This window comes from Rheinheimera sp. NSM (genome assembly GCF_052380015.1).
Classification (GTDB): Bacteria; Pseudomonadota; Gammaproteobacteria; order Enterobacterales; family Alteromonadaceae; genus Alishewanella.
The window spans coordinates 749,589-774,315 of sequence record NZ_JBQTCI010000001.1 but is presented as its reverse complement, the minus strand read 5'-3'; the positions used below and the strand labels follow the sequence as shown (position 1 = coordinate 774,315).

Genomic DNA, 24,727 nt, shown 5'->3' with positions numbered 1-24,727 from the left:
TCAGTTACCGCCCTCTGTCTGGGTTAAAATGGCCAGCACTAACTGACCAAAGCTCATTCCGGCTGCTTTTGCCGCCATCGGCACCAGTGATTTCTCTGTCATACCCGGTACGGTATTTACTTCCAGCAAAAAGTGCTGGCCGCTTTGGTCTAACATAATGTCGACACGGCCCCAACCGGATGCGCCTACGGCGTTAAAGGCTTTCAGTGCCGTATCTTGCATCGCAGCGGTTTGCTCTGCGCTAAGCGGCGCCGGGCATAAATATTCAGTACTGCTGGCCTGGTACTTGGCTTCGTAGTCATAAAAAGCCCGTGGTGTGCGCATTTCCACTACCGGCAGTACCTGACCATTTAAAATGGCTACAGTAAATTCGCGCCCGTCAATCCAACGCTCTACCAAAATTTCACTGTCGTATTTCAGCGCAGCGCGAATAGCTTGTTCCAACTCTTCGGCTGTGCTGGCCGCGCTCATGCCAATGCTGGAGCCTTCATTGGCCGGCTTCACCATCACCTTGCCGCCTAAAGCCGCCAGTAAGCCGGCAAAGTCGGTGTCATTGCTGTGCACTACAGCAAAAGGTGCGGTAGGCAATTGCTGCGCCTGAAACAGCCACTTACAGCGGATTTTATCCATTGCCAGTGCCGAGCCCAACACACCGCTGCCGGTATACGGCAAGCCCAGCTGTTGTAACGCGCCCTGCATAGTGCCGTCTTCGCCGCCGCGGCCGTGCAGCACAATAAACACCCGCTGTGCGCCTATATTAGTCAGCTCTGTCAGCGCCTGTGTTTTCGGGTCAAACGCTACCGCGTCTACTCCGGCGTCCAGCAGCGCTTTGAGCACCGCATTACCGGAGCGCAGCGATACCTCGCGCTCGGCCGACACACCGCCAAACATTACGGCGACTTTAGCCAAAGCATTTACCTGACTACTCATGCTTTATCTCCTGCACTGGCTTTTAACTGGTCAAGATTCAGCTGCATTGCGGCCAATTTTTTTACTAAGGCGCCAATATTGCCGGCGCCCTGGGTTAACAGCACATCACCATCCTGCAGCACGTCTGCCAATGCCGGTGCCAGTTCAGCCGGTTCTGCGATATACACCGGATCCAGGCTGCCACGGGCACGGATAGAGCGGCATAAACTGCGGCTGTCGGCGCCGGCTATGGTAGCTTCGCCGGCAGGATAGACCTCAAGCAGCAGCAACTTATCTACGCCGGACAGTACCCGGGTGAAATCGTCATATAAATCGCGGGTACGGCTGTAGCGGTGCGGCTGATACGCCATCACCAAACGCCGCTCCGGCCAGGCTGCACGTACGGCAGCAATAGTCACCGCCACCTCTGTCGGGTGGTGGCCATAATCGTCCAGCAACAGCACTTTACCATTGCCGGTATCAAACTCGCCGTACTGCTGAAAGCGGCGGCCTATACCTTCAAATTTATGTAAGGCGGCCAGTATCGCCTGCTCACTGATACCTTCGTCCAGCGCCAGCGCGAAAGCCGCAGTGGCATTTAGCGCATTGTGTTTGCCCGGTAAATTCAGTGCCACTTCACGCTGATTGCCGTTGCCGTCGCCACTGGTATTGTCGGTAATGACAAACCGGCTTTGGGTGCCGTTTTGGTTAAATTCGCTGATAACAAAATCGGCATCGTCGCTAAAACCGTAGGTCAGCACGGTGCGGCCAATTTGCGGGATCAACGCGCGCAGCACAGGATCATCAATACACACCACGGCAATACCGTAAAACGGCAGGTTATGGCAAAACTCCAGGTAGGTGGCTTTGAGCTTCTCAAAGTCGCCCTGGTAGGTGTCCATATGATCGGCTTCAATATTGGTGATCACCGTTGCCAGCGGCTGCAAATGCAGGAAAGACGCATCGCTCTCATCCGCTTCGGCAATTAAATAGCGACCGGCACCCAAGCGGGCGTTAGAGCCGGCAGAGTTGAGCAAACCGCCAATTACAAAAGTCGGGTCAGTGCCGGCTTCGGCAAAAATTGACGCCAATAAGCTGGTGGTTGTGGTTTTACCATGGGTGCCTGCCACGGCAATACCATGGCGGAAGCGCATCAGCTCACCCAGCATTTCAGCGCGGCGCACTACCGGAATCCGTAGTTCACGGGCAGCAGCCACTTCAGGGTTGGCAGTATTAATGGCGCTGGACACCACCACTACACTGGCACCATCAATGTAAGCAGCATCGTGGCCAAAACACACTTTGGCGCCCAGGGTGATCAGCCGCTCGGTTACCGCGTTAGGGGCAATATCAGAGCCGGATACGTTATAACCTTCGTTTACCAATACCTCGGCAATGCCCCCCATGCCGGCGCCGCCGATACCGACGAAATGAATGCGTTCTACGCGGCGCATGGCCAGTTTTTTCTGTTGCGGTGTACTAATCATAACTGCTGTCCTGTTACTGTCTGACCGACTGTCTGCTGACACAACGCTACTACCTGCGTGGTCGCCTGGTCTAAAGCACAAGAGCGCGCTTTGGCGGCCATGTGCTGTAATGCTGTTTTACTTTGCAGCCACTGCTGTAACAGCGGCAACAAGCTATGTTGGTTTAAATCGCGCTGGGCAAATTGTAAGGCGGCACCTTGCTGTGTTAACCAACGCGCATTAGCGCTTTGGTGATCGTCAATGGCGGTCGGCAACGGCACAAACACTGCCGCCACCCCGGCACAAGCCAGTTCACTGACAGTAGAGGCGCCGGCGCGGCAAATCACCACATCGGCCCAGGCATACGCCGCTGCCATATCATCAATAAAAGCACTGACCTCTGCCTGTAAATTGTCGCCCGCCAGTGCCTGATAAGCCTGCGCCGTGGGCAGCTCTGCTGCTTTGCCGGTTTGATGGCGCACATGCAGCGCCCCCTGTTGCGCCGCTTTGGCAAATACTGCCGGCAAGGTGTCGTTCAGTACCTTTGCGCCAAGGCTGCCACCTACTACCAGCACCTTTAAGCTACCGTCATAGTTATGTCCGGCTGCGGCATTAATAATTTCTGCGCGCACCGGATTGCCTACCAGCTGCTGTTTAGCATGGCCGGCAAAAGCCGCCGGAAAAGCCACCAGCACTTTTTCTGCCAACATAGCCAGCAAGCGATTGGTACTGCCGGCAACAGCGTTTTGCTCGTGAATAAGCAACGGTATGCGCTTTAACCAGGCCGCTACACCGCCCGGGCCACTGGCATAACCGCCAAAACCCAGCACCAGAGCCGGTTGCACAGTATTGATTACTTTACGCGCCTGCCACACCGACTTAAGCAGCATCCACGGCGCTTTTATTAGTGAAAACAGGCTCTTGCCACGCAGCCCGGCTACATCAATGGCATGGAACGGCCAGCCGAATTGCGGCACTAAGCTCGCTTCCATCCGTGTGGCGGTGCCCAGCCAGTGAACTTGCCAACCGGCCTCACTCAGGGCGCTGGCCACGGCCTTAGCCGGGAAAATATGGCCGCCGGTACCGCCGGCCATAATCAGGATGCGCGGTTTAGTCATGCCGGCCTCCGCTAATGGCTTGCTTGCCGTTCAGGCGCACTTCAAAGTCGATGCGCAGCAATAAAGCCGCAGCAACCAACATAATAATTAAGCTACTGCCGCCGGAGCTGACAAAAGGCAACGTTAAGCCTTTGGTTGGCAAGGCGCCGGTGGCAACACCGATATTGACCGCAGATTGAAAGCCGATCCAAATTGCCAGCGCATAGGCCAGAAAGCCATGAAAGCTCATGCTCTTTGTTAATGCGCGCTGGCCAATCCACAGCGCACGGTATACCAGCAGAAATATCAGCCCGAGTAGCAGCGCTACACCGGCAAAACCGGTTTCTTCGGCGATCACCGCCAGAATAAAATCGGTGTGGGCTTCAGGCAGGTATTCCAGCTTTTGTATGCTGTTGCCCAGGCCCTGACCAAACCAGCCGCCGCGGCCAAACGCCATCAGCGATTGGGTAAGCTGATAGCCGCTGCCAAACGGATCGGCCCAGGGGTCAAGAAACGCCGTTACCCGTTTCCAGCGGTATTCGCTGTAAACAATCAGTACACCTATCGCCATCAGACCGGTAAAAATCAGTGCAAAGAACTGCCATAACTTAGCGCCGGCTAAAAACAGCAGCGCTACCGCCGTAGCGAACATTACAATTACGGTGCCCAGATCCGGCTGCATTAACAGCAGCACGGCAAACGCAAACAGCACCAGTAGTGGTTTAACAAAACCTTTTAAGTTCTCCCGCACTTCTTCATGGCGCCGCACCAGATAGCTGGACAGATAGACAAAGAAAAACAACTTAGCCGGCTCTGCCGCCTGCAGGCCGACGGGGCCTATCGACAACCAGCGGGTACTGCCGTTAACGTTGCGGCCAAATAACAACACCGCGACCAGCAGCGCCAGCGCAGCGAACAACAGCAACATATTGCTGTTGTGCCACCACTGCACCGGAATATTCAGCACCACCAGCGCAGCAGAAAAGCCCAGCGCCAGATACACCAGATGGCGAATAGTAAAATGCAGCTCATTGCCATAAATACGCGCGGCAACCGGCACTGAGGCACTGGTTACCATCACTACGCCTACCGCCAGAATTAGCAGCAGCAGGGTTAAAAACAATTTGTCATAGGCGGCGCCGTCATCGGCACGCCACCAGTTATTTAAGCCCTGCAACGGGTTTTGCCAAAAGCTCAGTGCCAGTTGCTTCATAGCACCTCCGCCTTCACGGCTGCCGCGAATTGCTCGCCACGGTCGGCATAGCTTTTAAACATGTCGAGGCTGGCGCAGGCCGGCGATAACAACACCATATCGCCCGGTGCTGCCAGTTTGGCGGCAACCTTTACCGCTTCTTGCAGGCTTTTCACCTGAATACTGCCGGCTTTTAAAGCTGCTATCGCGGGGCCATCCTGCCCCAGGGTGATCAACTGCTGCACGTCGCGCTGCAGTACGCTGCTTAGCTCACGCACATCAGCACCTTTAGCATCGCCACCGGCAATCAGGATCAGCTTGCCGCTGACACCAGGGCGCAGGCCGGCAATAGCCGCTAAAGTGGCGCCGATATTGGTAGCTTTGGAGTCGTTAATCCAGCGCACCGCATGTTTTTCTGCCACTAAGCTGCAGCGATGCGGCAATGACACAAACTGCTGCAACGCGCTGACCAGGCCTGCACGGCTGGCACCTGCTGCCAGCGCCAAAGCACAGGCCACCAGGGCATTAAATTCGTTATGGGCGCCAAACAGCGTCATGTTATTAACCGGCAGCAAAGGCTCGCCGGCTACGTTTAACCAGCGCTGGCCGTTGTGCTCAGCAATGCCATAGTCAGAGTCTGCTAATTTAATGCCCAGCGTATGTTCTGCCTGCTCCGGCGTGGTAGCGGCATCATCCAGATTAAACACCGCTAACTGCGTATGTTGGTACACCCGCTGCTTAGAGGCGGCATAGGCGGCCATACCGGCATAACGGTCTAAATGATCGGCACTGATATTCAGGATACAGGCCGCCACACTGTGCAGGCTGTTGGTGGTATCAAGCTGGAAGCTCGACAGCTCCAGCACAAACACATCTATATCCGGCTGCGCCAGTGCATCCAGCACCGGCAGGCCTATATTACCGGCCGCCAGCGCTTTAATTCCGCTGCATTTGAGCATGGCCTCTACCAACATGGTCACAGTAGATTTACCGTTAGAGCCAGTAATAGCCACCACAGCCTTGCTGTTAAAACGGGCAAACAACTCGACATCACCCATCAGCATGGCGCCCTGGGCCACCGCAAAACGGATAGCCGGGTGGGTGGGCGACAAGCCCGGGCTCAGTACAATAATATCCATTTTTGCCAGCCGGTTAGCATCGAGCTCACCTAAGTAAATACCATCGACTTTTTCCGCGGCAATTTGCTCTATGCCGGCCGGCTTACTGCGGCTGTCCATCAGCACCGGCTTAATGCCTTTGCTTAGCAAAAAACGCACTGTGGCCAGACCCGACAGGCCCAGCCCCACTACAGCTATGCGTTTCTTCGCTAAACTTTGCATCAGTTATCTCAACTTCAGGGTGGCTAAGCCCACCAGCACAAACATGATGGATAAGATCCAAAACCGCACTATTACCCGCGGTTCCGGCCAGCCTTTTAATTCGTAATGATGATGAATAGGTGCCATGCGGAAAATACGCTGGCCGCGCAACTTGTAAGAACCCACCTGCAAAATCACCGACAGCGTTTCCATAACAAAGACGCCGCCCATAATAAACAGCACAATTTCCTGACGCACTAAAATGGCAATAACACCCAATACCGCGCCCAGCGCCAGCGAGCCGACATCACCCATAAATACCTGCGCCGGATAGGTATTAAACCAAAGGAAGCCCAGGCCTGCGCCCACCAGGGCGGCACAGACCACCACCAGCTCACCGGCATGCGGTAAATAAGGAATATTCAGATAACCGGAGAAATTCACGTTGCCGCTGGCATAGGCAATAATGGCAAAAGCCGCCGCTACCATAATGGTCGGTACTATGGCCAGGCCATCCAGGCCGTCGGTCAGGTTTACCGCGTTGCTGGTGCCGACGATGACAAAGTAACTTAACGCCAGGAACAATAAGCCCAACTGCGGCACCACATCTTTAAAAAACGGTACCAACAGTGCGGTTTCTGCCGGGCGCTCGGCGGTAAAGTACAAAAAAGCCGCGGTAGCGATGGCAAACAGCGACTGCCAGAAGTACTTCCAGCGCGCAATTAAGCCTTTCGGGTCTTTGCGGATCACTTTGCGGTAATCATCGACAAAACCAATCCAGCCAAAACTAACCAGCACAAACAACACTACCCAAACGTATTTGTTTTCCAGGTTGGCCCACAACAAAGTGCTGAGCAGCACAGCGCCTAAAATCAGCAAACCACCCATGGTAGGCGTGCCTTTTTTCGAGAAGTGACTCTCCGGGCCATCACCGCGCACCACCTGGCCAATCTGCATACGTTGTAACGCAGCAATGAGTTTCGGCCCCAGATACAGACTTAATAACAATGAGGTTAAAATACCCAGGATTGAACGAAAGGTAAGATAACTGAATACATTAAAGAAACTGAAGTATTGGGTTAAATACTCGGCTAACCAAACTAGCATGGGCTACTCTCCTGCTGACATCTTTCGAGCAAGTCCTGCACAACTAACTCCATCTTCGCGCTGCGCGAACCTTTCACTAGCAGGGTGACTTCCTGTTGTTCCGATATTATCGGCATCAGGCGTTGTAATAATGCCTGACGCGAACTGAAATGTGCGCCTTGTCCATTGAACAAGTCACTGGCGCTCTGTGATAACACGCCAAGGGTGAACAACAGATTAATAGCGGATTTTTTCGCGTATAAACCTATCTCTTCGTGGTATAAACGCGCATCTGCTCCCAGTTCGGCCATGTCGCCCAGCACTAACACACGGTAGCCGGAATATGATGCCAGTAAATCAATTGCCGCCTTTACCGACTCAACATTGGCATTGTAAGTGTCATCAATCAGCCGCAGCTGTGGTGTTACCATGTTGACATTGGTCCGGCCTTTTACCGCCTGCATTTGCGCCAGCCCCAGTTGCACATCGGCCAGGCTGGCACCCACGGCAATACAGGCTGCAGCAGCAACCAGCGCATTGGCTACGTTGTGCTTACCCGGCACCGTAAGCTGAATAAACTTATGCCCCGACGGGCAATGCAGCTCAAACCCGGCGCAGCCCTGGTTATCCAGCACTATGCTATCGGCAAAGTAGTCGGCCGGCGTTGTTACAGAAAACTGCATAACCTGTTTGTCGTCCAGCCGGCGTAACCAATAATCACGGTATTCACTGTCGGCCGGCAGTATGGCCAGGCCTTGTGAAGATAAGCCGTTAAAAATCTCGCCTTTAGCACGGGCCACACCGTACATATCACCAAAGCCTTCCAGGTGTGATGCGGCCACATTGGTAATAAGCGCCACATCCGGTTTTGCCAGTGACGTGGTGTAGGCAATTTCGCCCTGGTGGTTGGCACCCAGTTCCAGTACGGCAAAATCATGTTGTTCTGTCAGGCGCAGCATAGTTAGCGGCACGCCAATGTCGTTATTAAAGTTACCTTGGGTCGACAATACTTTGCCGCAGCGGCTTAATATGGCCGCTATCATCTCTTTAACTGTGGTTTTGCCGGCACTGCCGGTTACGGCGATGGTTTTCGGTGCCAACCGGGCTTTTAATGCCGCAGCCAGTTGCCCCAGCGCTAAACGACTGTCCGGCACAATAATTTGCGTAATGTCGCTGTCTACCGGGTGTTCTACTATTACGGCAGCGGCGCCTTTGGCTTTGACGTCTGCTACAAAAGCCGAGCCGTCAAAATTAGGCCCTTTTAAGGCGATAAACAGCTCACCGGCACTGATCACCCGGCTGTCGGTGCTAACCGACGTAATGGTAACATCCGGCCCGGTCATGGTGCCGTTAACCATGGCATTAATTTCAACACAGCTCAGTGGTATCATGCTGACATCTCCGTTACCAATTGACGAAGATAGGCGCGCTCATCGTATGGTCGCTGTTCGCTGCCAATTATCTGAATGGTTTCATGGCCTTTACCGGCAATCAGCACCATGTCGCCGGGCTGAGCGCTGACCAGGGCCAGTTTGATCGCCGCCTGGCGATCCGGCTCTATCTGATAGCTGGCATCCGGGCTCATGCCAGCGGCAATTTCTTCACAAATAGCCAGTACAGCTTCACTGCGCGGGTTATCGGCGGTAATGATCACATGGTCGGCAAACAGTTCTGCCAGTTGGCCCATTAACGGCCGCTTACCGCGATCACGGTCACCACCGCAGCCAAACACACACCACAGCCTGGCGGTACAGTGCAAACGTAACGACTGCAGCGCCTGCTGCAGTGCATCCGGGGTGTGGGCGTAGTCAATTACCGCAGTAAATTGCTGTGCAAACACAAATTGCTCCATCCGGCCCGGCACAGCGTGCAATTGGTTGCAGGCATTGACCAAACTGGTCAGGTCGTAGCCCTGCACCGTCAGTGCCAGCATCGCTGCCAGCACATTTTGAATATTAAACTCGCCCAGCAACGGCAAATGCAGGCTGTAGTCGCCGGCGTGTGAGCTCAGCTGCAGTTGATAACCGCTGGCTGTGGCCTGCACATCGGCATAGGCCAGATATCTGGCAAAACCATGGCAATCTTCTGCTTTGCCATAAGCCCATACCGGTATTTCGCATTGCGCGGCCAGTTTGCGGCCATAGTCATCCGACACATTAATTACTGCCGCACGGCTTACGCCGGCACGGAACAACAGCGCTTTAGCCGCACCGTATTCAGCCATGCTGCCGTGATAATCAAGGTGATCACGCGTTAGGTTGGTAAACACGGCCACGTCGAATTGCAAACCGGCTACCCGTTGCTGCACCAGTGCATGCGACGATACTTCCATCGCCATCAACTGCACTTGCTGCGCCACACAGCCGGCCAGAATGCGCTGAATATCAACAAAATGCGGTGTGGTATTCGGCAGTGCTGTCAGCTGTTGATAATGGCCATAACCCAGGGTGCCGATAACGGCGCCTTTAACAGCTAACTGTTCAAGCAACTGATTGATAAAAAACGTAATACTGGATTTGCCATTAGTACCGGTAACCCCGATAAGCTGTAAAGCCCGCGCCGGATGTTGATAAAACTCTGCCACCAGCGCCGGCAGTATTTGTTCTAATTCGGGCAACAGCACAATACGGCTGTCGCTGTAGTCGCCGGCATCGGTCAGCACCAGGCTGGCACCGTTGGCAAGGGCCTGGTCGATATAGTCTTTGCCATGCTGCGCCACACCGGCAATGGCGACAAACACATCGCCTTGCTTAACTTTGCGACTGTCCAGCTGAATGCTTTGCAACTGACATTGCGGCACTGTGCTGCTGTACTTTGCTAACCAGCTTGCTGCATTAACCGGCATTAGTGCCTCCCGTTACGGCTGAGAGTCGGGGTTGAGTTTTATCGTCCGGCGACAAGTTAAGCAGTTGCATCGTCGCGCCCATAATATTGGCAAACACCGGGGCGGCAATTTCACCACCGTGATAAAAATCGCCGGCCGGTTCATTAATTACTACCACGCAGACCAACCTGGGGTCTGACACCGGACCTACGCCGGCAAAAGAGGCGACATAGTCTTCGCCGTAACCGCCGGCAATAGCTTTGCGCGAGGTGCCGGTTTTACCGCCAACTCTATAGCCTTTAACCTGAGCCCGGGTCGCTGTGCCACCGGGCAGAATATTCGCTTCCATCATTTCCAGCATCGCCAACGCATGCTCTTTTGCCAGTACCTGTTCACCGGCATAGGGCTGGTCGGTTTTTAAAATAGTCAGCGGCCGGCTGATACCACCATTGGCGATAGTGGCATACACTCTGGCCAGCTGTGCCGCGGTAACCGACAGACCATAGCCAAACGACATAGCCGCTCTCTCGTGTTCAGACCAGCGCCGGCGATGGCTTAACATGCCGCTGCTTTCGCCGTTTAATCCCAGCCCGGTATCAATGCCCAGGCCCATATTGCCGTACAGGCTGATAACATGCTCTACCGGCATATCCAGCACCAGCTTGCTTACACCGATATTGCTCGACTTCTGAATAATGCCGGTAAGCCCGAGTGTTTTGTAGTTATTGGCATCACGCACCCAGCTGCCGCCGATCCGCATGTAGCCGGGCGCCGTATCGACCTGTGTATCCAGCCTGGCGCTGCCAAACTCCAGCGCACTGAGCACCGCCAGCGGTTTCATGGTGGACCCCGGCTCAAAGGTGTCGGTAATGGCGCGGTTACGAAACAGATAAGCCGGTGCATTGCCGCGGTTGTTCGGGTTAAACGACGGGCTGTTTACCATGGCCAGTACTTCACCGGTTTGCACATCGACCACGATAGCCGAGCCGGAAGTGGCACCGTGCGATAACACAGCTTTTTTCAGTTCACGATAGGTTACCGACTGAATACGTTGATCAATGCTCAGCTGCAAATTGCCCGGCTGTTGCGCTTGTGCCCGCTCTATCACTTCGATTTCACGGCCTTTGGCATCTTTACGGAATACTTTGCGCCCGGCGGTACCGGTTAACAGCTCGTCGTAGCGCTTTTCAATACCTTCTACGCCGATATCATCAACATTGGTAAAACCAAGTAACTGCGCGGCCACTTCACCGGCCGGATAATAGCGGCGGGATTCCTGGCGAAAGTAAATACCGGGCACGTTCAGTTTTTTCACATAATCCACAACTGCCGGGTTTACCTGACGCTGCAGATAGATAAAGCGTCGCTGCGGGTTATCGCCGACTTTTTGCAGTAACTGCGCCGGGGTCATTTGCAGAATATCGGCCAGTGCATGCCAGCGCCGCTCATCTGCCGCCGCATGGCGCTCAATCACGATTTTAGGATCGGCCCAAATGGCTTCTACCGGCACACTCACGGCCAGCTCTTGACCATGGCGATCGACTATCATGCCGCGCAGCACAGTGTCGGCTTCAACGCGCAAGCTGCGCATATCGCCCTGGCTAACTAACATTTCCGGCTCAACCACCTGTAGCCAGGCCGCCCGCACTACCAGTGCAGTAAACACGCCAGACAGCGTCAGCAACACAAAGGCAAAACGCCAGCTCAGTACCGACGGCACTGTTCTGGCTTTGGCTTGCGGCGCTTTACGCTGGCGGCTCATCGGATGGTCACCGCGACATCCTGCTCACCGGCAGGGCGTACCATTTGCAGCCGCGAACGGGCTATATCTTCTACCCGGCTGTGTTCTGCCAGCGCCCGTTGCTCCAACAGCAAATTGCGCCATTCAATATCTAATTGATCGCGCTGCTGATACATACCGTCCTGAGCTATCGTCAACTGCCGGTTCAGGTGGGCAAAATGCACCACCGTCAATGCAGACGCCATGCACGCCAGCAGCATAAGCGCCAGCCACTTTTGCCGGCGCCAATCCTGGCCAATCAGACGATGCAGGCTGATATTATTCATGCTGCTGCCTCTGGGCGATACGTAGCACGGCACTGCGGGCTCTGGGGTTTTGCTGCAGTTCCTGCTCTGACGGCATAATGGCTTTGCCAATCAGTTTTAATTCTGTGCGCTGGTTCATTTGCGCTGCCGTCAGCGGTATGCCGCGCGGTATCGGTTCGCCTTTGGAATAACGGCGCATAAACTGCTTAACCAGCCGATCTTCCAGCGAATGAAAACTGATCACCACTAAGCGACCACCGGGTTTTAATACTTGCATAGCGGCATGCAAGGCCTGGTTCACTTGCTCCAGCTCACTGTTAATGTAAATACGGATCGCCTGAAAGCTGCGTGTCGCCGGATGCTTTTTCTCTTTATTGCTTTTGGGCACACTGGCGCTGATTAAGGCCGCCAGCTGCGCAGTGCGGGTAATTTTTGTCTCAGCACGCGCGGCCACTATGGCCTGGGCAATACGCCAGGCAAATTTTTCCTCACCGTATTCGCGCAGCACAAAGCTGATGTCTTCAACATCGGCCTGCGCTAACCAATCGGCGGCACTGATACCCGAGCTTGGGTCCATCCGCATATCCAGCGGGCCGTCACGCATAAAACTAAAGCCTCGATCAGCGTCGTCTAATTGTGGGGAAGACACACCAAGATCAAGCAAAATACCGTCCAGTGCACCGTTGATATGCAACTGTTCAGCAATAGACGCCAGGGCGGCAAAGGGGCTGTGGGTGATATGAAAACGCGGGTCTGCCTGCAAAGGCGCGGCAGCTGCTATCGCGGTGGGGTCGCGATCTATAGCAAATAAACGGCCTTTAGGGCCAAGTAAGGATAAAATGGCACGGCTGTGTCCGCCACGGCCAAAGGTACCGTCGAGGTAACAGCCGTCGCTGCGTATTGCCAAACCGTCCAGCGCTTCTTGCAGCAGAACGGAGATATGTGCCGGTGCATTCATTTACAGTGCAAAGTCCTGTAATCGTTCTGACAACTCCACATCACCGGCCTGAGCCTGTTCCAGCGCAATATCTGCCGCTAAACGCTCATGCCAGGCAGTTTCATCCCAGATTTCAAATTTATTTAACTGACCAACCAGACGGATGCCTTTAGTCAGGCCGGCGTGTTGCCGCAGCGGAGCAGGCAGTAAAATGCGGCCGCTTTTATCCATGTCACAGTCGGTGGCGTTACCCAGCAGCACGCGCTGTAAGCGGCGTTCCTGCGGGTTTAAGCTGGACAAGCGTTTGAGTTTTTCTTCTATTTCTTCCCACTCAGCCAGCGGATAAAGCAATAAACAGGGGTCGTGCAAATCAATGGTGCAGATCAGATGGCCCTGACAATCAGACAGCAGAAATTCACGGTAGCGCGCAGGTAGTGCTAACCGTCCTTTCTCGTCCAATGTCAACGTAAATGAGCCACGAAACATAAGCTTCCTGTGCAACTGATTTTAAAGCTTTAGCTTGCAGGTAAAGCAAAATGATCCACTTTTACCCACAAATCCCCACAACGATACAGTTTAGGGCGCAGCTTTAGCCATTGTCAAGGTAAAAACAGCCTGTTCGATCGATTACGATCTCAGTAAAAATAAGCGCTGCAGCAAAGATAACGATTTTGGTGGGAAAAAGTGGAGACAGATCAAAAGCGATAGAGAATAACCCTGTTTATATGTACAGCACCCTGAATTGTGCTGCTTTTTTCTGCGCTTAACTTGCCAACGCAGAATAAATTATTCAATACTGAGCTGGTATACTAATAACAAATTCTTACACCCGCTTTAAGCAATACAAGGATCGGGCTTTATGGTGTGTTTACTGAAAATCCGCGGCATGCTGGAGCAAATGTCGGTTATCGAGCGCAAGCTGGCAGATTTTATTCTGGATAACGCCCATTTACTACGGGATTATTCCTCACAGCAATTAGCCGATGCCGTCGGCACCAGCCAATCCAGCGTGGTAAAGTTTTGCCAAAAGCTGGGTTATAAAGGTTATCCTGACTTAAAACTGGCGGTAAACGAAGCGGTGATCACCGCCACCACGCTGAACCGTGACAATAACGAGCACGGCCCGGCGCAAAACGATTTGGTTAACCTGGTCGAGCAACTGCAATTCAGCCTGCAAAGCCATCTGCGCGGCATTTTGGAAATTAACAGCGAAAAAGCACTGCAAGACAGCGCGGATTTGCTGGCACAGGCCGATAAAGTACTGATAGCCGGCTTTGGTAAATCCGGCATTGTCGCGCACGATATGCAGTTTCGTTTATTGCAGTTGGGTAAGCTGGCCCTGCTGCACAGCGACCCGGCCATCGCCTTACAACTGGCCAACACGCTAAGCAGCGACAGCATTTTGTTGCTGGTGTCGGAATCCGGCCAGAATGCCGATCTGTTAAAACTGGCCAGGTACGCCAAACAACGCCAGATCCGCATTATCAGCCTGACCAGCTATAAAACCAATGCACTGAGTGTGGCCGCCGATGTAGCGCTGTTTGCGTTGAGCGGCGATGAAAATGTCCGGGTTAACACCATTTTGGTGCAACTGGCACAGCAGCACCTGTGCCATATTTTGTATTTACTGTTGTGCCGCCGGCAAAATAACGATCACCAATTAGAAGAAAACGCTAAGCTGCTGGACTTACTGGAGCAGCCCTGAGCCAGGCAAAACAGCCCTGAGCCGGGAGAACAGCCCTGAGCTAGTTGAAAAAGCCCTGAGCTGCGGCGTCAGCCCAATATCTCCAGCCCCTCAATGGCGGTTATGCCAAGCCCGGGTGCATCGGCAATGGTAATGTCGGCATCGTTAAAGCTTACGCTGCTGCTTACCGGGTCAAATAAACACAGCGACGGGCCGTCCAGATCAATCTTGGTGATCACATCTGATTTTGCTACCGCCACATGTACCGCCGCCGCCACGCTGATACTGCCCTCCAGCATACAGCCAATCATGCACTGCATATCGTAGAACGAGCAAATATCGGCAATCTTAATGGCATTAGCAATGCCACCGGTTTTCATCAGCTTAATATTAATAATGTCGGCCGCACGCATCTTAATCAGCTCTATTACCTCGCGCGGACCAAAGCTGCTCTCGTCGGCCATTACCGGGGTATGCACGCGCTCAGTAATGTATTTTAAGCCTTCAAGATCATAGGCTTTTACCGGCTGTTCAACCAGTTCCAGCCGCACCCCGGCATCTTCCAGCTTACGCAGCGCATACACCGCTTCTTTGGCGGTCCAGCCCTGGTTGGCATCCAGCCGGATCAGCGCCTTACCTTCTACAGCGGCGTAAATAGCTTTTACCCGCTCTATATCGACACCGATATCTTTACCCACTTTCACTTTCAGGGTTTCAAAGCCGCGGTCGATGGCACTGAGCGAGTCGGCTACCATTTTGTCGATATAGTCGACACTGATAGTAATATCCGTGGTTATTTTCGGCACACCGCCACCGAGGATCTTATACAGCGGCGCCTTATATAGTTGCGCAAACAGATCATACACCGCCATTTCTACTGCAGCCTTAGCGCTGTAGTTTTTCATGATGCAGCCCTGGATCAGGCGGATAATATGGTTTAAATCGGCAATATCCTGGCCCAGTAGCTTAGGTTTTATCACTGTACGAATGGCTTCAATAATAGAGCCATGAATATCACCGGTGATCACCGCCGTAGCGGGCGCGGCCCCATAGCCGGTATTGCCGCTGTCGGTTTCCACCATCACCACCACATCTTCTGTGCTGCTCACCGTGCGCAGTGCGGTTTTAAACGCCGTTTTCAGAGGCACCCGTAACATCCCCAGCCGAATATCGGTTATTTTCATAGCTACCTCTGCTAGCGCAATGACTTAATGGCGTACATTGCATCAAAATAGGATTGTTGCTCTGTTGCATATAATGGCAGCAGCGGCGTAACCGCTACACCATTAAGAGTACCGCGGTAAATACTACCGTCGCTGTGCGGATACAGCAGCGTATTAACATCATGGATCATAAACGGCTGGCCGTTTACCGTACCCAGATACAAGCCAACATGGCTCGGGAAATACAATAAATCCCCCGCTTGCAATTGTGCCAACGCCGCTTGTTTATCCGCTACAGTGCTGTCGGTGCTAAAACGGATATTGCGGCCATAGTCACCATTACCCTGTTGGCCGGAGTTGCGCGGCATAAGCAAGCCAAAGCTGCGGAAAATCTCAGAGATAAAGCCGGTGCAGTCGCGGCCGTTATAATCATGGCCCCAACCGTAACGCTCGCCAAGAAACTTAAACGCCTGCGCCAGAATATTACGCGGCGTATAGGCCAAATAGCCCTGCTGCACATCGGCGCTAAGCGGCAACAGCGCCGGGCTAAAGCTCAGGCTGCCATCGGTTTGCCGCAATGGTAACTGCACGATATAACTGGCAACAGGGTTTTGCCCGTGCACATTAAAGCCCAGCTCAGCGGCACTGAGTAGCGGCAAGCGCACGCCCATATCCAGTTGCAGTTCAGACACCGCCGCCTGCTGCGGGTTAAATGCGGTGTGAACCTTTGCCCCGGTTACCACAATAAACGGCTGTTGCTCTGTGTAAGCCAGCACCTGTTGTTTGCTGCCAATAGCTACATCAGCAGCTTGCACCCAGCCGGTGTAATTAAAGCTGCGTACCAACAACCACTGTTTGTCAGCACTGCGGTGTAACACCGCGACCGCATCGGCGGGAAACAGCGCCGTTTCAGCAAAGCGATCCAAATCGGCGTTGTGCTGCTCATTCACTACCCTGTCGTGGCTTGGAAAGGCGCGCAACGCCGTGCGTTTAACCACCAAAGCAAAACGCAGCGGGTTTACCGCCTGCACCTGCTCCAATGCCAATAAGCTAAGGTAGTGCTGCCAGTGCTGCGGCGTTAAGGCCGTGCCGTCAGTATAAAAACGCGCTGTGGTTGCAACCTTACTAACGCTTTGAATAATGCCGCTCAGTTCCGCCTTATTATACTGCGGCGGTAAGCTGTGCAGGCTTTGCATCTCACTTTGCAGGGTAAAGGTTTCGTTATTGCGCTGTGCTATCTGAGCCGGTGTTAACAGCAACTGATCCGGCGCAGCTAATTTCGTCTGCCAAAACCGTGGGTTCATCTGTTCTGCCTGCAGCAGGGGCACATCAGAACTAAACTTTACTGTTGTTTGCGCCGCTAACACTAACGGCCAGCAGCATAACAACCACACTATTTTCTTCATGCCGGCTCCTTCAGCAGCGCTTACTCTCTGGCGTTAACAGCCACTCTCTGTATGCCAACATAGCGCCTTGGAATGAAATATTCCAATTATTTTCAAAATTCAGCATAAATTATTTTCAAAAGAAATAAAATATTGCTATGTTAATTTTGTGCAGAAAATAAACGTTTTGCATTTTCAGAGAAAACGGGCGATCAGACCCGGGTAACGGATAGCCATAAAAACAGAATAACGCAACTCCAGGAGAGATAGTGATGAAGTTGAATAAACTCATTCAGGCCCTTACCCTCGCAGGGCTGAGTACACAAGTATATGCTCAGGACGTCGCTCAGCAAGCAGACGACTCAGCAGCAGATGCCAAAGTAGAGCGGATCCGTGTAACCGGTTCCAGTATTAAACGTACCGCACTGGAAGGTGATTTACCCATTACGGTGTTCAGCCGGGCAGATATTGATGCGGCTGGTATCACCTCAGCCGAGCAGTTATTGCTGCAAATGAATATTGCCGGTAACTCGTCAGATAACCTGGCCAGTAACGGCGGCATAGTGTCTGAGGAACAACGCGGCAATAACGGCGTGTCCGGCGCTAACCTGCGCGGCCAGGGAGCAGATGCCACCCTGGTATTATTAAACGGCCGCCGCGTGGCCACGCACGGTTTAAAAGGCCGCGCTGTAGATTTAAATGCCATTCCGTTTGCGGCGCTGGAACGGGTTGAAGTACTGCGCGACGGCGCTTCAGCGGTATACGGCACCGATGCTATCGGCGGCGTAATTAACTTTATTACCAAACGCGACTATACCGGCACCGAAGTCTCAGCCTTTGCCGACCACACCGAAGCCGGCGGCGGTAATATCTACCGTACTAACCTGCTGCTTGGTACCGGCGACATTAATAAAGACGGCTGGAATGTGTTTGGCACCCTGTCGTATAAGAAAAATGAACTGCTGGCCGGCACGGACCGCGATTTTTCCACCACCTTTCAGCCAAATCGCGGCTTGTCACCCGACACCCGCGGCACCCCTTTTGCAACGGTGTTTAATCGTGGCGCCGATGCTAACCTGATTGGAGCCGGCCTGGTTGACCCACTGGACGGCCAGTCTGTTACCGCCGTAAACATCCTGGATTTACCCGGCGCTGACGGCTGTGCCAGCGGCGGCGATTTGATGGGGCCTTATGATCATCAATTATGGAGCTCTGAGTCATCACGTTATGCTTGCGCCTGGGATTATCCGGCCGCGGCGCGCATTCAGCAACCGCAGGAGAGTGTCGACTTTATCGGCCGCGCCAGCATTAAACTGGCAGCAGATCATATGGCAACCTTTGAATTCGTTGCCTCTCAGGTTGATGTCAGCAAAGCCTTTGAACCCTACCAGATTTCTCCCGGTTCAACCTTTGGCCCGGACACCTGGTACCCAAGCACCGGTGCATCCTACGACCGGATTTACGATGCGCTGGCCGGTTACTTTGGTGCCGATCAACTGAATTACGGTGAGTCCATTGCGTATCGTTGGCGCTGTATGGCCTGTGGTGGCCGTGAAATTGACACCACGACCAAGTCTTACCGTTTGCTGGCGGCTTTTGAAGGGGTGGTGGCCGATTGGGATTACAACGTCGGCATTTCACGTGCATCCAGTGAGTCTGAATCTGAACTGGGCAATGGCTATTACTTTACGGATGCTCTGCAGCAAGCGCTGGGCAGTGGCCTGATTGACCCGTTTTTACTGCCGGGACAAAGCCAGTCAGACGCCGGCATGGCAGCACTGAATGCAGCTTCCGCACAGGGCGTAAAACTGTATGGTGGTGAATCCATCATGACCCAAATCGACGCCACCGTCTCCGGTGAGCTGCCATTTGAATTGCCCGGCGGCAATATTATGATGGCACTGGGTACCGATTTACGCCGCGAAGAGTTTAAGTTTAACGGCGACGAGCGTGCCGACATGCGTGCTGTGTTCCTGGCACCGTTCGACAATGCCAATGTGCTGGACAAAGTAAGCCGTGATATCAAGGCGGTATTTGCCGAAGTATACCTGCCGCTGCTGGATAACCTTGATGTTACCCTGGCCGGCCGTTACGACAAATACGACGGCTTTGGCAGCACCACCAACCCTAAAGTGTCTTTCAGTTACCGGCCAATGGAAGAGCTGATGTTCCGCGGCGCGTACAGCACCGGCTTTAAAGTACCGTCGTTTAATCAGCTGTTTAACGGCCTGACAGAAGCACAATATACCGGGCTGGATTTAGCTGATCCGGCGACCTGTCCCGGTGGCGTTGCCGATGAAAATGTCGCCGGTTGCGAGCTTATTCAGCCGGTGGAAATTTTCGGTGGTAAAACAGATCTGGACCCGGAAGAGTCGGAACAGAAAAGTCTGGGCTTTGTTGTTGTACCGGTAGATTACTTTAATATCAGTGTCGACTGGTGGGAAATTGAGCGCACCGATACCATCCGTTCAGCACCGCGCGATGTGCTGATTGACAACTACGATCTGTTCGCCGCAAACTGGCTGCGTAACGCCGACGGTGATGTAGTGGCAATTGACCGCCGTTACATTAACTCAGGTGGTACCCTAACCCGCGGCATTGAAATTGATGCCAACCTGACCGGCGAGCTGGCAGGCGGCGCGTGGCGAATTAACCTTAACGGCAGCTATATTGATACCTTTAAAACCAAAGGCCTCGACTCACTGCCCTACAGCGAAAACCTGGTGGGCGAGTATGTGCGTTACTACAACCTGCCGATCAAGTGGAAACACACGCTTAACGCCAGCTATGCGCTGGGCGACTGGAGCCACAGTTTAACCCAAGTGTATCGTGACGGTTATACCGACGAAGAGCCGGTAAGTGTAGCCAACGGCAGTTATGTGCCGGCCGGCTGGAACCCGAAAGTTGACAGCTATGTTACCTACAACTATAGCGTAAGCTATAGCGGTATCGACGCCATGACGGTTACCTTTGGTATTAAAAACCTGTTTGACGAAGACCCGCCATTTACCGCGCACCAAAACGACTTTGCTGCCGGCGCCGGCTGGGAAACCCGTATAGCCGACCCACGCGGCCGTGCCTATACGTTATTGCTGGAATATAAATTTATGTAAGCCTGACTTACCTACATAAAAAAAGCCGTGGTAGTTAACTACCACGGCTTTTTAAACTAAACCGCTTTAGTCACGCAGTAATACACCGCTATAACTAGATTCAACTTTGCCATCTGTCAGCGTAACTAAATTAAAAACAATTGCATCACCGCTGCTTTGCTTAACACCAGCCACTACGCCATTGAAATCACCAGTGACACTGCACCCGGTTAAAGACAACTGCATATCAGCAATTGATGCCACATAATTTGTTACCGAGCCGCCGGTGACAGTACAATCATCTACAGTGCCACTGACAGTGCCATCTTCAGCGATAGTTAAGTTGCCCCAATTGCCGGCTATATTAGCTAACAAAGACGACTGGGCAACTTGTTCCAGACCGGAAAATGACTCTTCAATATCATTTGATAACACAATGTTGCCACTAAGCTTATGGTCCTTACTGTTTGGTACCGGCATAGTCAGCGACGCAGCAACCAAATTATTTGATGGCAAGCTTATGCCTGAACCGTCAGCATCTAATACGGCTACAACTGCAGGCGCTGTATAAGAAAACACATAGTTTCCACCTATTACACCGCCGCGATAGTAAACTTTATTACCTTTACTGATCAATGAACGACCAATTGCACCAATATATAATGCAGGTTGTAATTCACCGTTAAGTGCCAGAGCGTCTTGCTGTGAAGTGAAATCATCAACAATACCGGTAACAGCGTTGTCTTCGCTATCTAAGGCAAACCACTTCAGATAAGTTACACCATCAAAGCTGTAAGACCATAACACGCCTTCGTATTGCCCGGCTGTATCACAGTCAGCATAGTTTAATGAGGCAGCAAAAACGTCATTGTCTTGTAAGGTCAGGGTACCGCTGATTTTACAGTTATCTTTATCAACCGCAGTCAGGTTTAAACCGGCATCAATATTAAATTCGCTGAAGTTTGCCTCCGCCGACCAGCCATCATTCATAGCGCTGATATCAACAATGTTGGTTACTGTGCTCAAGGTGCCACTGCTTATTACCAATTGGCTACCTGCGCCACTTGTACTTTCCAGTGTCAGGCTCGTCATACTGTTTACTGTATTGCTGCTTACTGTCAGCTCAGCACTGAATTGGCCGGCTTTTAACGCTGTATCAGCAGGCATTTTATAAAAGCCGGCTGCTTCGACAATTTTACCATCCACAATATGTTCGTTAATTTGGGTAAAATGCCCCAGCAAACTGCCTTCGTCAGAAAGACTAACGTAGTATAGGTCATCGCCAAGCAACACCACTTCAGTAAGCTTACCCAAATTCTCACGCACATAGGTTGCTGAAGCAAACTCAGGTAACACCACTGTAGGTGGAGTCGGAGTTGTTGGCGTAGTAGGTGTAGTTGGATTTGGCACTGCAACCGGCGCTTCCGTACCACTGTCAGATCCACCACCACAGGCTGTCAAACCAGCCAGCGTTAACGCATACACTACACTCAGGGCTAAGCTCTTTTTCAACATCTTTATTACTCTCCGTACAAAAAAACATCGCCCGATGCGCTTTGGCATCAATGGCAAATAAAATGAAGAAGTCGCAATGGCTGCGCCCCGCGACGAATAAAGACAGACGGCATAGATAGGCATAATCAGACAACGGCAGAAATGCCGTTATGATTGACATCAAACAGATGTGACTAAGCTAATGCAACCACTGCCATCATTAATGTTCATAACGAACATCATTAGACCAGCGGCTTTGCGTCCTGACCTTTCGGTACAGTTTGCCTTTTAATTGTCTTAGCTTAAGACGAAAACGCTATTGCATTAACGCAAGCTGAACGCGGGCAAGATATACAAATAATTACAAATTAACAAGTTATTTTTTAGCCAATTTTGCAACAAGCTTTACAAACTAAGCGCTAAGTAGTAATGATTTTTCTGGGAAAAGGAAAAACAGAAAAACAGGCGGGATTCACAACAGAACAGTGGCACAACAGGTTGCGCCACTGCTGATATTTACTTGATGCTGCGAGTTATAACATTGCATGCGAGGGCTAAACTCATGGTCAGAGGTTGGAGTTAAAACCTATTTAGGGTATACAACTTCCCCTGTATCAAAATCACTTATAAAGGTTTTAATGTTAATCTGGTGCTCACTTCCGCCGGGAGCACCTTTAATACTGCTACTGCTTTGCCAATTAACCAGATAGTTTTTTCCCGGTTCAAATAGCACATCTTTCGCTTTGAAGTTACATTTTGCACCACCGCTGCCAAGCGCATTCATTGATACCCAGCAGTAATCCAGAGTGTGGATCCCTGCAGGAACTTTAATAGCCTGATAACCATTTACATCAAGCAACGCATGCCTTCCCGCCCCCTTAAGCACCTTTCCATTAAGGCCTGTCGCTAACAAAAGCCTGTGGAAGGCAATGCCCATAGTTCTGTATGTTACTGAGTTAAAATAAATAACTGATGCTGCATCACCATCCTGAGACAAATCAAGAATTGGAGTATTCCCCTTATCAATAGTGGCTTCATATTGCTTGTATTGATACGACGAGCATGAAGTGAGAAACAGTATTAATAAGCATGATGTGAATAGTGTTTTTTTAAGCATAATCGCCCCTAATCTTTCCGTAATAGTTATAAAATGTAGTATTACCAGACGCCGAAAATGCTCCGCACTGATCTCATACTTTTTAGCTAATAGTTTTGTAAGTGGCTGCAGGCTCCGCCCCGCTTTTCATCATCATTGTCGTCCTGATACCAGTTAAATAATTACCAAGGGCAGAATAAGCGACAACCACTTAGCCGGATGTCGCTAAATTTAATGCTTACAGTTTGCGAACAAACTTACCGGCAAATTCACGCACTTTATAGGTGTATGCATTTTCGGCGAGGTCAGCTAAAACAGCTTTGTACTTAGCATTGCCGGAGCTACCCAGTACCCTGCAACTCCAGGCATGGAAATCAGAGTAGCCGGCGTAGCGGTTACGCTGCACCTTGGCTTCGCGTTGCAGAATGTCGCTTAGTTCATCCAGTAACCGCTCATTATTGGGCTGCTGTTTATAAATAATTTTTACTGCGTTAAGCCGTAACGAGCCGTCACTGCTGTTCAGCATATTCATCAGTTGGTTAGTTTGCCAATCCAGTTCAGGGTACATTGTTGAAACATCATGGATCACTTGGGCCTGTTCCGAACGCACAGTCATCGTCTCAAGGTAGTTTGTAACATAGCCCTGCAGCTTTTGCGGTGCATCACTGGCCATTACTGTATCCAATGTTGACCTGTAACGCTCTAAACCTGAATAAGCTAACGCTTTGGTTGCCCAAGTCATTTCTTCTACGTCCGCAGCAGCGGTGCTTTGGTAACCCGCTAATACCCTGGTGTTAATAGCGTCATACACAGCAGTGCTGTTATTCCATTCAGAGATCAGCTGTTTATACAGCTCAATGCGTGTAGCGGCATTACCCTGCGTTAACGACAGCAGATAACTTTGCACCAGTTCTTCAGGCAGGTATTGCTCTGATGCTAAACCGGCCGGTTTAGCCTTGGTTAGTATCTCTTTTTTGGTATACCGACGCTTCTGCTTTATCTGCTCCGCGGACATACCGGCAGTTATTGCGGCAAACGCATTCTTGTCATATTGGCTGACGCTATTCAAGCGCTTCATCAAGCTGTTGGCAATGGCTTGCGCGGTTTTGTGTTCAAGCTCAATATTGTGAGTGGTGAGGCCGTTAAATGCATCCTCAAGTGCCATGCCGCTGGTAACTTTGCTGCGAATAACCACATCGCCTAAGTAGCTGCTCTCATGCAATGCAATTATTGGCGACACCATTTTTTCTACCGGAAAAGGGGTACCATCGCCGACAAAACGACGGGAATAATCAACAAAGATGTCCAAATCAACTACGTTGATATCGCCTTCTGCTGCCAGCAGGTTTTGCTCTTTCAGCAGGTTGATAAACTGTTTTCTGATTATCGTTTCAAGCTGCTCACGGCTAAGATAGTTGCCTTTAAACTTCGGTACTGACTGAATTAAGTCTGCTTCAAAATGGCGAACTGCATATTTAATTTCAATGTCGCTGTGCGGATAGCTTTGTACCGGAGGTTTACTTTGTCCCGGAGATTTGCTTTGAGCGCATGCACTAAGCAGTATTATGCTTAGGCAAACCAATAAGATCTGTTTTATATATTGAGTCATATGCTTCACACAATTGCTAAGCGCAATTCCTATATCCTGCAATGGTCTGGCAGCAGCTATGGCTGCCGATAAGTAAGGAAAAACCACATAGAAAGTGCAGGCCGGACGATGTAAACAGCAACGCTGGCTACTTCGGCATATGCGACTAAGCTAATGCAACCACTGCCATCATTAACATCCGTAACGAACATTATTAGACCAGCGGCTTTGCGTCCTGCCCTTTCGGTGCAGTTTGCCCTTTAATTGTCTTAGCCTGTGAGAGGCGCTTAAAAAATGAACACAAGCTGAACAGGCGCAAGATATACAAATAATTGCAAACTGACAAGTT

The 24,727-nt window shown here is 51.8% G+C and carries 19 protein-coding genes and 2 riboswitches; of the genes, 2 read left to right on the top strand and 17 right to left on the bottom strand.

All coding sequences use genetic code 11. The features are described from left to right. Genes ACTZWV_RS03405 through mraZ form a run of 12 tightly spaced genes read right to left on the bottom strand, consistent with a single transcriptional unit; the run spans nt 1 to nt 13,362 of the window. Entirely contained in the window at nt 1-930 is a 930-nt protein-coding gene (locus ACTZWV_RS03405; RefSeq protein ID WP_444785187.1) for a D-alanine--D-alanine ligase, read from the bottom strand. Beyond that, nucleotides 927-2,396 (bottom strand): UDP-N-acetylmuramate--L-alanine ligase, encoded by a 1,470-nt coding sequence (murC, locus tag ACTZWV_RS03400; protein ID WP_444785186.1) that lies wholly within the window; start codon nt 2,394-2,396, stop codon nt 927-929. Before murC ends, ACTZWV_RS03405 begins: the two co-directional genes overlap by 4 nt. Then, complete coding sequence (murG, locus tag ACTZWV_RS03395) at nt 2,393-3,493, bottom strand: undecaprenyldiphospho-muramoylpentapeptide beta-N-acetylglucosaminyltransferase (RefSeq protein ID WP_444785185.1); 1,101 nt, start codon at nt 3,491-3,493, stop codon at nt 2,393-2,395. Before murG ends, murC begins: the two co-directional genes overlap by 4 nt. Further along, complete coding sequence (gene ftsW / locus ACTZWV_RS03390; RefSeq protein ID WP_444785184.1) at nt 3,486-4,685, bottom strand: putative lipid II flippase FtsW; 1,200 nt, start codon at nt 4,683-4,685, stop codon at nt 3,486-3,488. Before ftsW ends, murG begins: the two co-directional genes overlap by 8 nt. After that, on the bottom strand, nt 4,682-6,004 hold the full coding sequence (gene murD / locus ACTZWV_RS03385; protein ID WP_444785183.1) for a UDP-N-acetylmuramoyl-L-alanine--D-glutamate ligase: 1,323 nt from the start codon (nt 6,002-6,004) through the stop codon (nt 4,682-4,684). The genes ftsW and murD overlap by 4 nt, the downstream gene beginning before the upstream one ends. Before the next feature lie 3 nt (nt 6,005-6,007). After that, entirely contained in the window at nt 6,008-7,090 is a 1,083-nt protein-coding gene (gene mraY, locus ACTZWV_RS03380) for a phospho-N-acetylmuramoyl-pentapeptide-transferase (RefSeq protein ID WP_444785182.1), read from the bottom strand. Next, on the bottom strand, nt 7,084-8,460 hold the full coding sequence (locus ACTZWV_RS03375; RefSeq protein ID WP_444785181.1) for a UDP-N-acetylmuramoyl-tripeptide--D-alanyl-D-alanine ligase: 1,377 nt from the start codon (nt 8,458-8,460) through the stop codon (nt 7,084-7,086). The genes mraY and ACTZWV_RS03375 overlap by 7 nt, the downstream gene beginning before the upstream one ends. Beyond that, entirely contained in the window at nt 8,457-9,914 is a 1,458-nt protein-coding gene (locus ACTZWV_RS03370; RefSeq protein WP_444785180.1) for a UDP-N-acetylmuramoyl-L-alanyl-D-glutamate--2,6-diaminopimelate ligase, read from the bottom strand. Before ACTZWV_RS03370 ends, ACTZWV_RS03375 begins: the two co-directional genes overlap by 4 nt. Continuing rightward, on the bottom strand, nt 9,904-11,655 hold the full coding sequence (locus ACTZWV_RS03365) for a penicillin-binding transpeptidase domain-containing protein (RefSeq protein ID WP_444785179.1): 1,752 nt from the start codon (nt 11,653-11,655) through the stop codon (nt 9,904-9,906). Before ACTZWV_RS03365 ends, ACTZWV_RS03370 begins: the two co-directional genes overlap by 11 nt. Further along, nucleotides 11,652-11,960 carry a cell division protein FtsL gene (gene ftsL, locus ACTZWV_RS03360; RefSeq protein WP_444785178.1) on the bottom strand — a complete coding sequence of 103 codons (309 nt, stop codon included), beginning with the start codon at nt 11,958-11,960 and terminating at the stop codon, nt 11,652-11,654. The genes ACTZWV_RS03365 and ftsL overlap by 4 nt, the downstream gene beginning before the upstream one ends. After that, nucleotides 11,953-12,897, bottom strand: a complete 945-nt coding sequence (gene rsmH / locus ACTZWV_RS03355) for a 16S rRNA (cytosine(1402)-N(4))-methyltransferase RsmH (protein WP_444785177.1) — start codon at nt 12,895-12,897, stop codon at nt 11,953-11,955. The genes ftsL and rsmH overlap by 8 nt, the downstream gene beginning before the upstream one ends. After that, nucleotides 12,898-13,362 (bottom strand): division/cell wall cluster transcriptional repressor MraZ, encoded by a 465-nt coding sequence (mraZ, locus tag ACTZWV_RS03350; RefSeq protein WP_068233371.1) that lies wholly within the window; start codon nt 13,360-13,362, stop codon nt 12,898-12,900. Between the two features lie 373 nt (nt 13,363-13,735). Between mraZ and ACTZWV_RS03345 the strand changes: the two genes are divergently transcribed. After that, nucleotides 13,736-14,581 (top strand): MurR/RpiR family transcriptional regulator, encoded by an 846-nt coding sequence (locus ACTZWV_RS03345; protein ID WP_444785176.1) that lies wholly within the window; start codon nt 13,736-13,738, stop codon nt 14,579-14,581. A gap of 68 nt (nt 14,582-14,649) precedes the next feature. On the opposite strand, the gene ACTZWV_RS03340 is transcribed toward ACTZWV_RS03345, so the two are convergent. Together ACTZWV_RS03340 and ACTZWV_RS03335 are read right to left on the bottom strand one after the other, a co-directional pair. After that, the gene (locus ACTZWV_RS03340; protein WP_444785175.1) at nt 14,650-15,744 is read right to left on the bottom strand and encodes a dipeptide epimerase; all 1,095 of its coding nucleotides are present in this window, start codon (nt 15,742-15,744) and stop codon (nt 14,650-14,652) included. A gap of 11 nt (nt 15,745-15,755) precedes the next feature. Then, nucleotides 15,756-17,129, bottom strand: coding sequence for an NlpC/P60 family protein (locus ACTZWV_RS03335; protein WP_444785174.1), 1,374 nt, complete (start codon nt 17,127-17,129; stop codon nt 15,756-15,758). A gap of 251 nt (nt 17,130-17,380) precedes the next feature. On the opposite strand from ACTZWV_RS03335, the gene ACTZWV_RS03330 reads away from it, so the two are divergent. Beyond that, nucleotides 17,381-20,221, top strand: a complete 2,841-nt coding sequence (locus tag ACTZWV_RS03330; protein ID WP_444785173.1) for a TonB-dependent receptor — start codon at nt 17,381-17,383, stop codon at nt 20,219-20,221. A 66-nt stretch (nt 20,222-20,287) separates the two neighbouring features. Here the strand turns inward: ACTZWV_RS03330 and ACTZWV_RS03325 are convergent, their stop codons facing one another. From ACTZWV_RS03325 to ACTZWV_RS03315, 3 genes are all read right to left on the bottom strand, one after another. Further along, nucleotides 20,288-21,715, bottom strand: coding sequence for a hypothetical protein (locus ACTZWV_RS03325; RefSeq protein ID WP_444785172.1), 1,428 nt, complete (start codon nt 21,713-21,715; stop codon nt 20,288-20,290). Between the two features lie 179 nt (nt 21,716-21,894). Beyond that, a riboswitch (cyclic di-GMP riboswitch) is annotated at nt 21,895-21,990 on the bottom strand. A gap of 290 nt (nt 21,991-22,280) precedes the next feature. Then, a complete protein-coding gene (locus tag ACTZWV_RS03320) occupies nt 22,281-22,811 on the bottom strand; it encodes a hypothetical protein (RefSeq protein WP_444785171.1) in 531 nt (176 codons plus the stop codon). Between the two features lie 217 nt (nt 22,812-23,028). Next, entirely contained in the window at nt 23,029-24,399 is a 1,371-nt protein-coding gene (locus tag ACTZWV_RS03315; protein ID WP_444785170.1) for a hypothetical protein, read from the bottom strand. 151 nt (nt 24,400-24,550) lie between these two features. Then, nucleotides 24,551-24,646, bottom strand: a riboswitch (cyclic di-GMP riboswitch). Nucleotides 24,647-24,727 lie beyond the last annotated feature (81 nt).

What these genes read in the sequence shown, in the direction of transcription:
- ACTZWV_RS03335 (WP_444785174.1), bottom strand. Translation starts at nt 17,129, where the DNA reads ATGAAGAAAATAGTGTGGTTGTTATGCTGCTGGCCGTTAGTGTTAGCG.
- ftsW (WP_444785184.1), bottom strand. Translation starts at nt 4,685, where the DNA reads ATGAAGCAACTGGCACTGAGCTTTTGGCAAAACCCGTTGCAGGGCTTA.
- ACTZWV_RS03330 (WP_444785173.1), top strand. Translation starts at nt 17,381, where the DNA reads ATGAAGTTGAATAAACTCATTCAGGCCCTTACCCTCGCAGGGCTGAGT.
- ACTZWV_RS03365 (WP_444785179.1), bottom strand. Translation starts at nt 11,655, where the DNA reads ATGAGCCGCCAGCGTAAAGCGCCGCAAGCCAAAGCCAGAACAGTGCCG.
- ACTZWV_RS03315 (WP_444785170.1), bottom strand. Translation starts at nt 24,399, where the DNA reads ATGACTCAATATATAAAACAGATCTTATTGGTTTGCCTAAGCATAATA.
- ACTZWV_RS03345 (WP_444785176.1), top strand. Translation starts at nt 13,736, where the DNA reads ATGGTGTGTTTACTGAAAATCCGCGGCATGCTGGAGCAAATGTCGGTT.
- murC (WP_444785186.1), bottom strand. Translation starts at nt 2,396, where the DNA reads ATGATTAGTACACCGCAACAGAAAAAACTGGCCATGCGCCGCGTAGAA.
- ACTZWV_RS03370 (WP_444785180.1), bottom strand. Translation starts at nt 9,914, where the DNA reads ATGCCGGTTAATGCAGCAAGCTGGTTAGCAAAGTACAGCAGCACAGTG.
- rsmH (WP_444785177.1), bottom strand. Translation starts at nt 12,897, where the DNA reads ATGAATGCACCGGCACATATCTCCGTTCTGCTGCAAGAAGCGCTGGAC.
- mraY (WP_444785182.1), bottom strand. Translation starts at nt 7,090, where the DNA reads ATGCTAGTTTGGTTAGCCGAGTATTTAACCCAATACTTCAGTTTCTTT.
- ACTZWV_RS03405 (WP_444785187.1), bottom strand. Translation starts at nt 930, where the DNA reads ATGAGTAGTCAGGTAAATGCTTTGGCTAAAGTCGCCGTAATGTTTGGC.
- murD (WP_444785183.1), bottom strand. Translation starts at nt 6,004, where the DNA reads ATGCAAAGTTTAGCGAAGAAACGCATAGCTGTAGTGGGGCTGGGCCTG.
- murG (WP_444785185.1), bottom strand. Translation starts at nt 3,493, where the DNA reads ATGACTAAACCGCGCATCCTGATTATGGCCGGCGGTACCGGCGGCCAT.
- ACTZWV_RS03325 (WP_444785172.1), bottom strand. Translation starts at nt 21,715, where the DNA reads ATGTTGAAAAAGAGCTTAGCCCTGAGTGTAGTGTATGCGTTAACGCTG.
- ftsL (WP_444785178.1), bottom strand. Translation starts at nt 11,960, where the DNA reads ATGAATAATATCAGCCTGCATCGTCTGATTGGCCAGGATTGGCGCCGG.
- ACTZWV_RS03375 (WP_444785181.1), bottom strand. Translation starts at nt 8,460, where the DNA reads ATGATACCACTGAGCTGTGTTGAAATTAATGCCATGGTTAACGGCACC.
- ACTZWV_RS03320 (WP_444785171.1), bottom strand. Translation starts at nt 22,811, where the DNA reads ATGCTTAAAAAAACACTATTCACATCATGCTTATTAATACTGTTTCTC.
- mraZ (WP_068233371.1), bottom strand. Translation starts at nt 13,362, where the DNA reads ATGTTTCGTGGCTCATTTACGTTGACATTGGACGAGAAAGGACGGTTA.
- ACTZWV_RS03340 (WP_444785175.1), bottom strand. Translation starts at nt 15,744, where the DNA reads ATGAAAATAACCGATATTCGGCTGGGGATGTTACGGGTGCCTCTGAAA.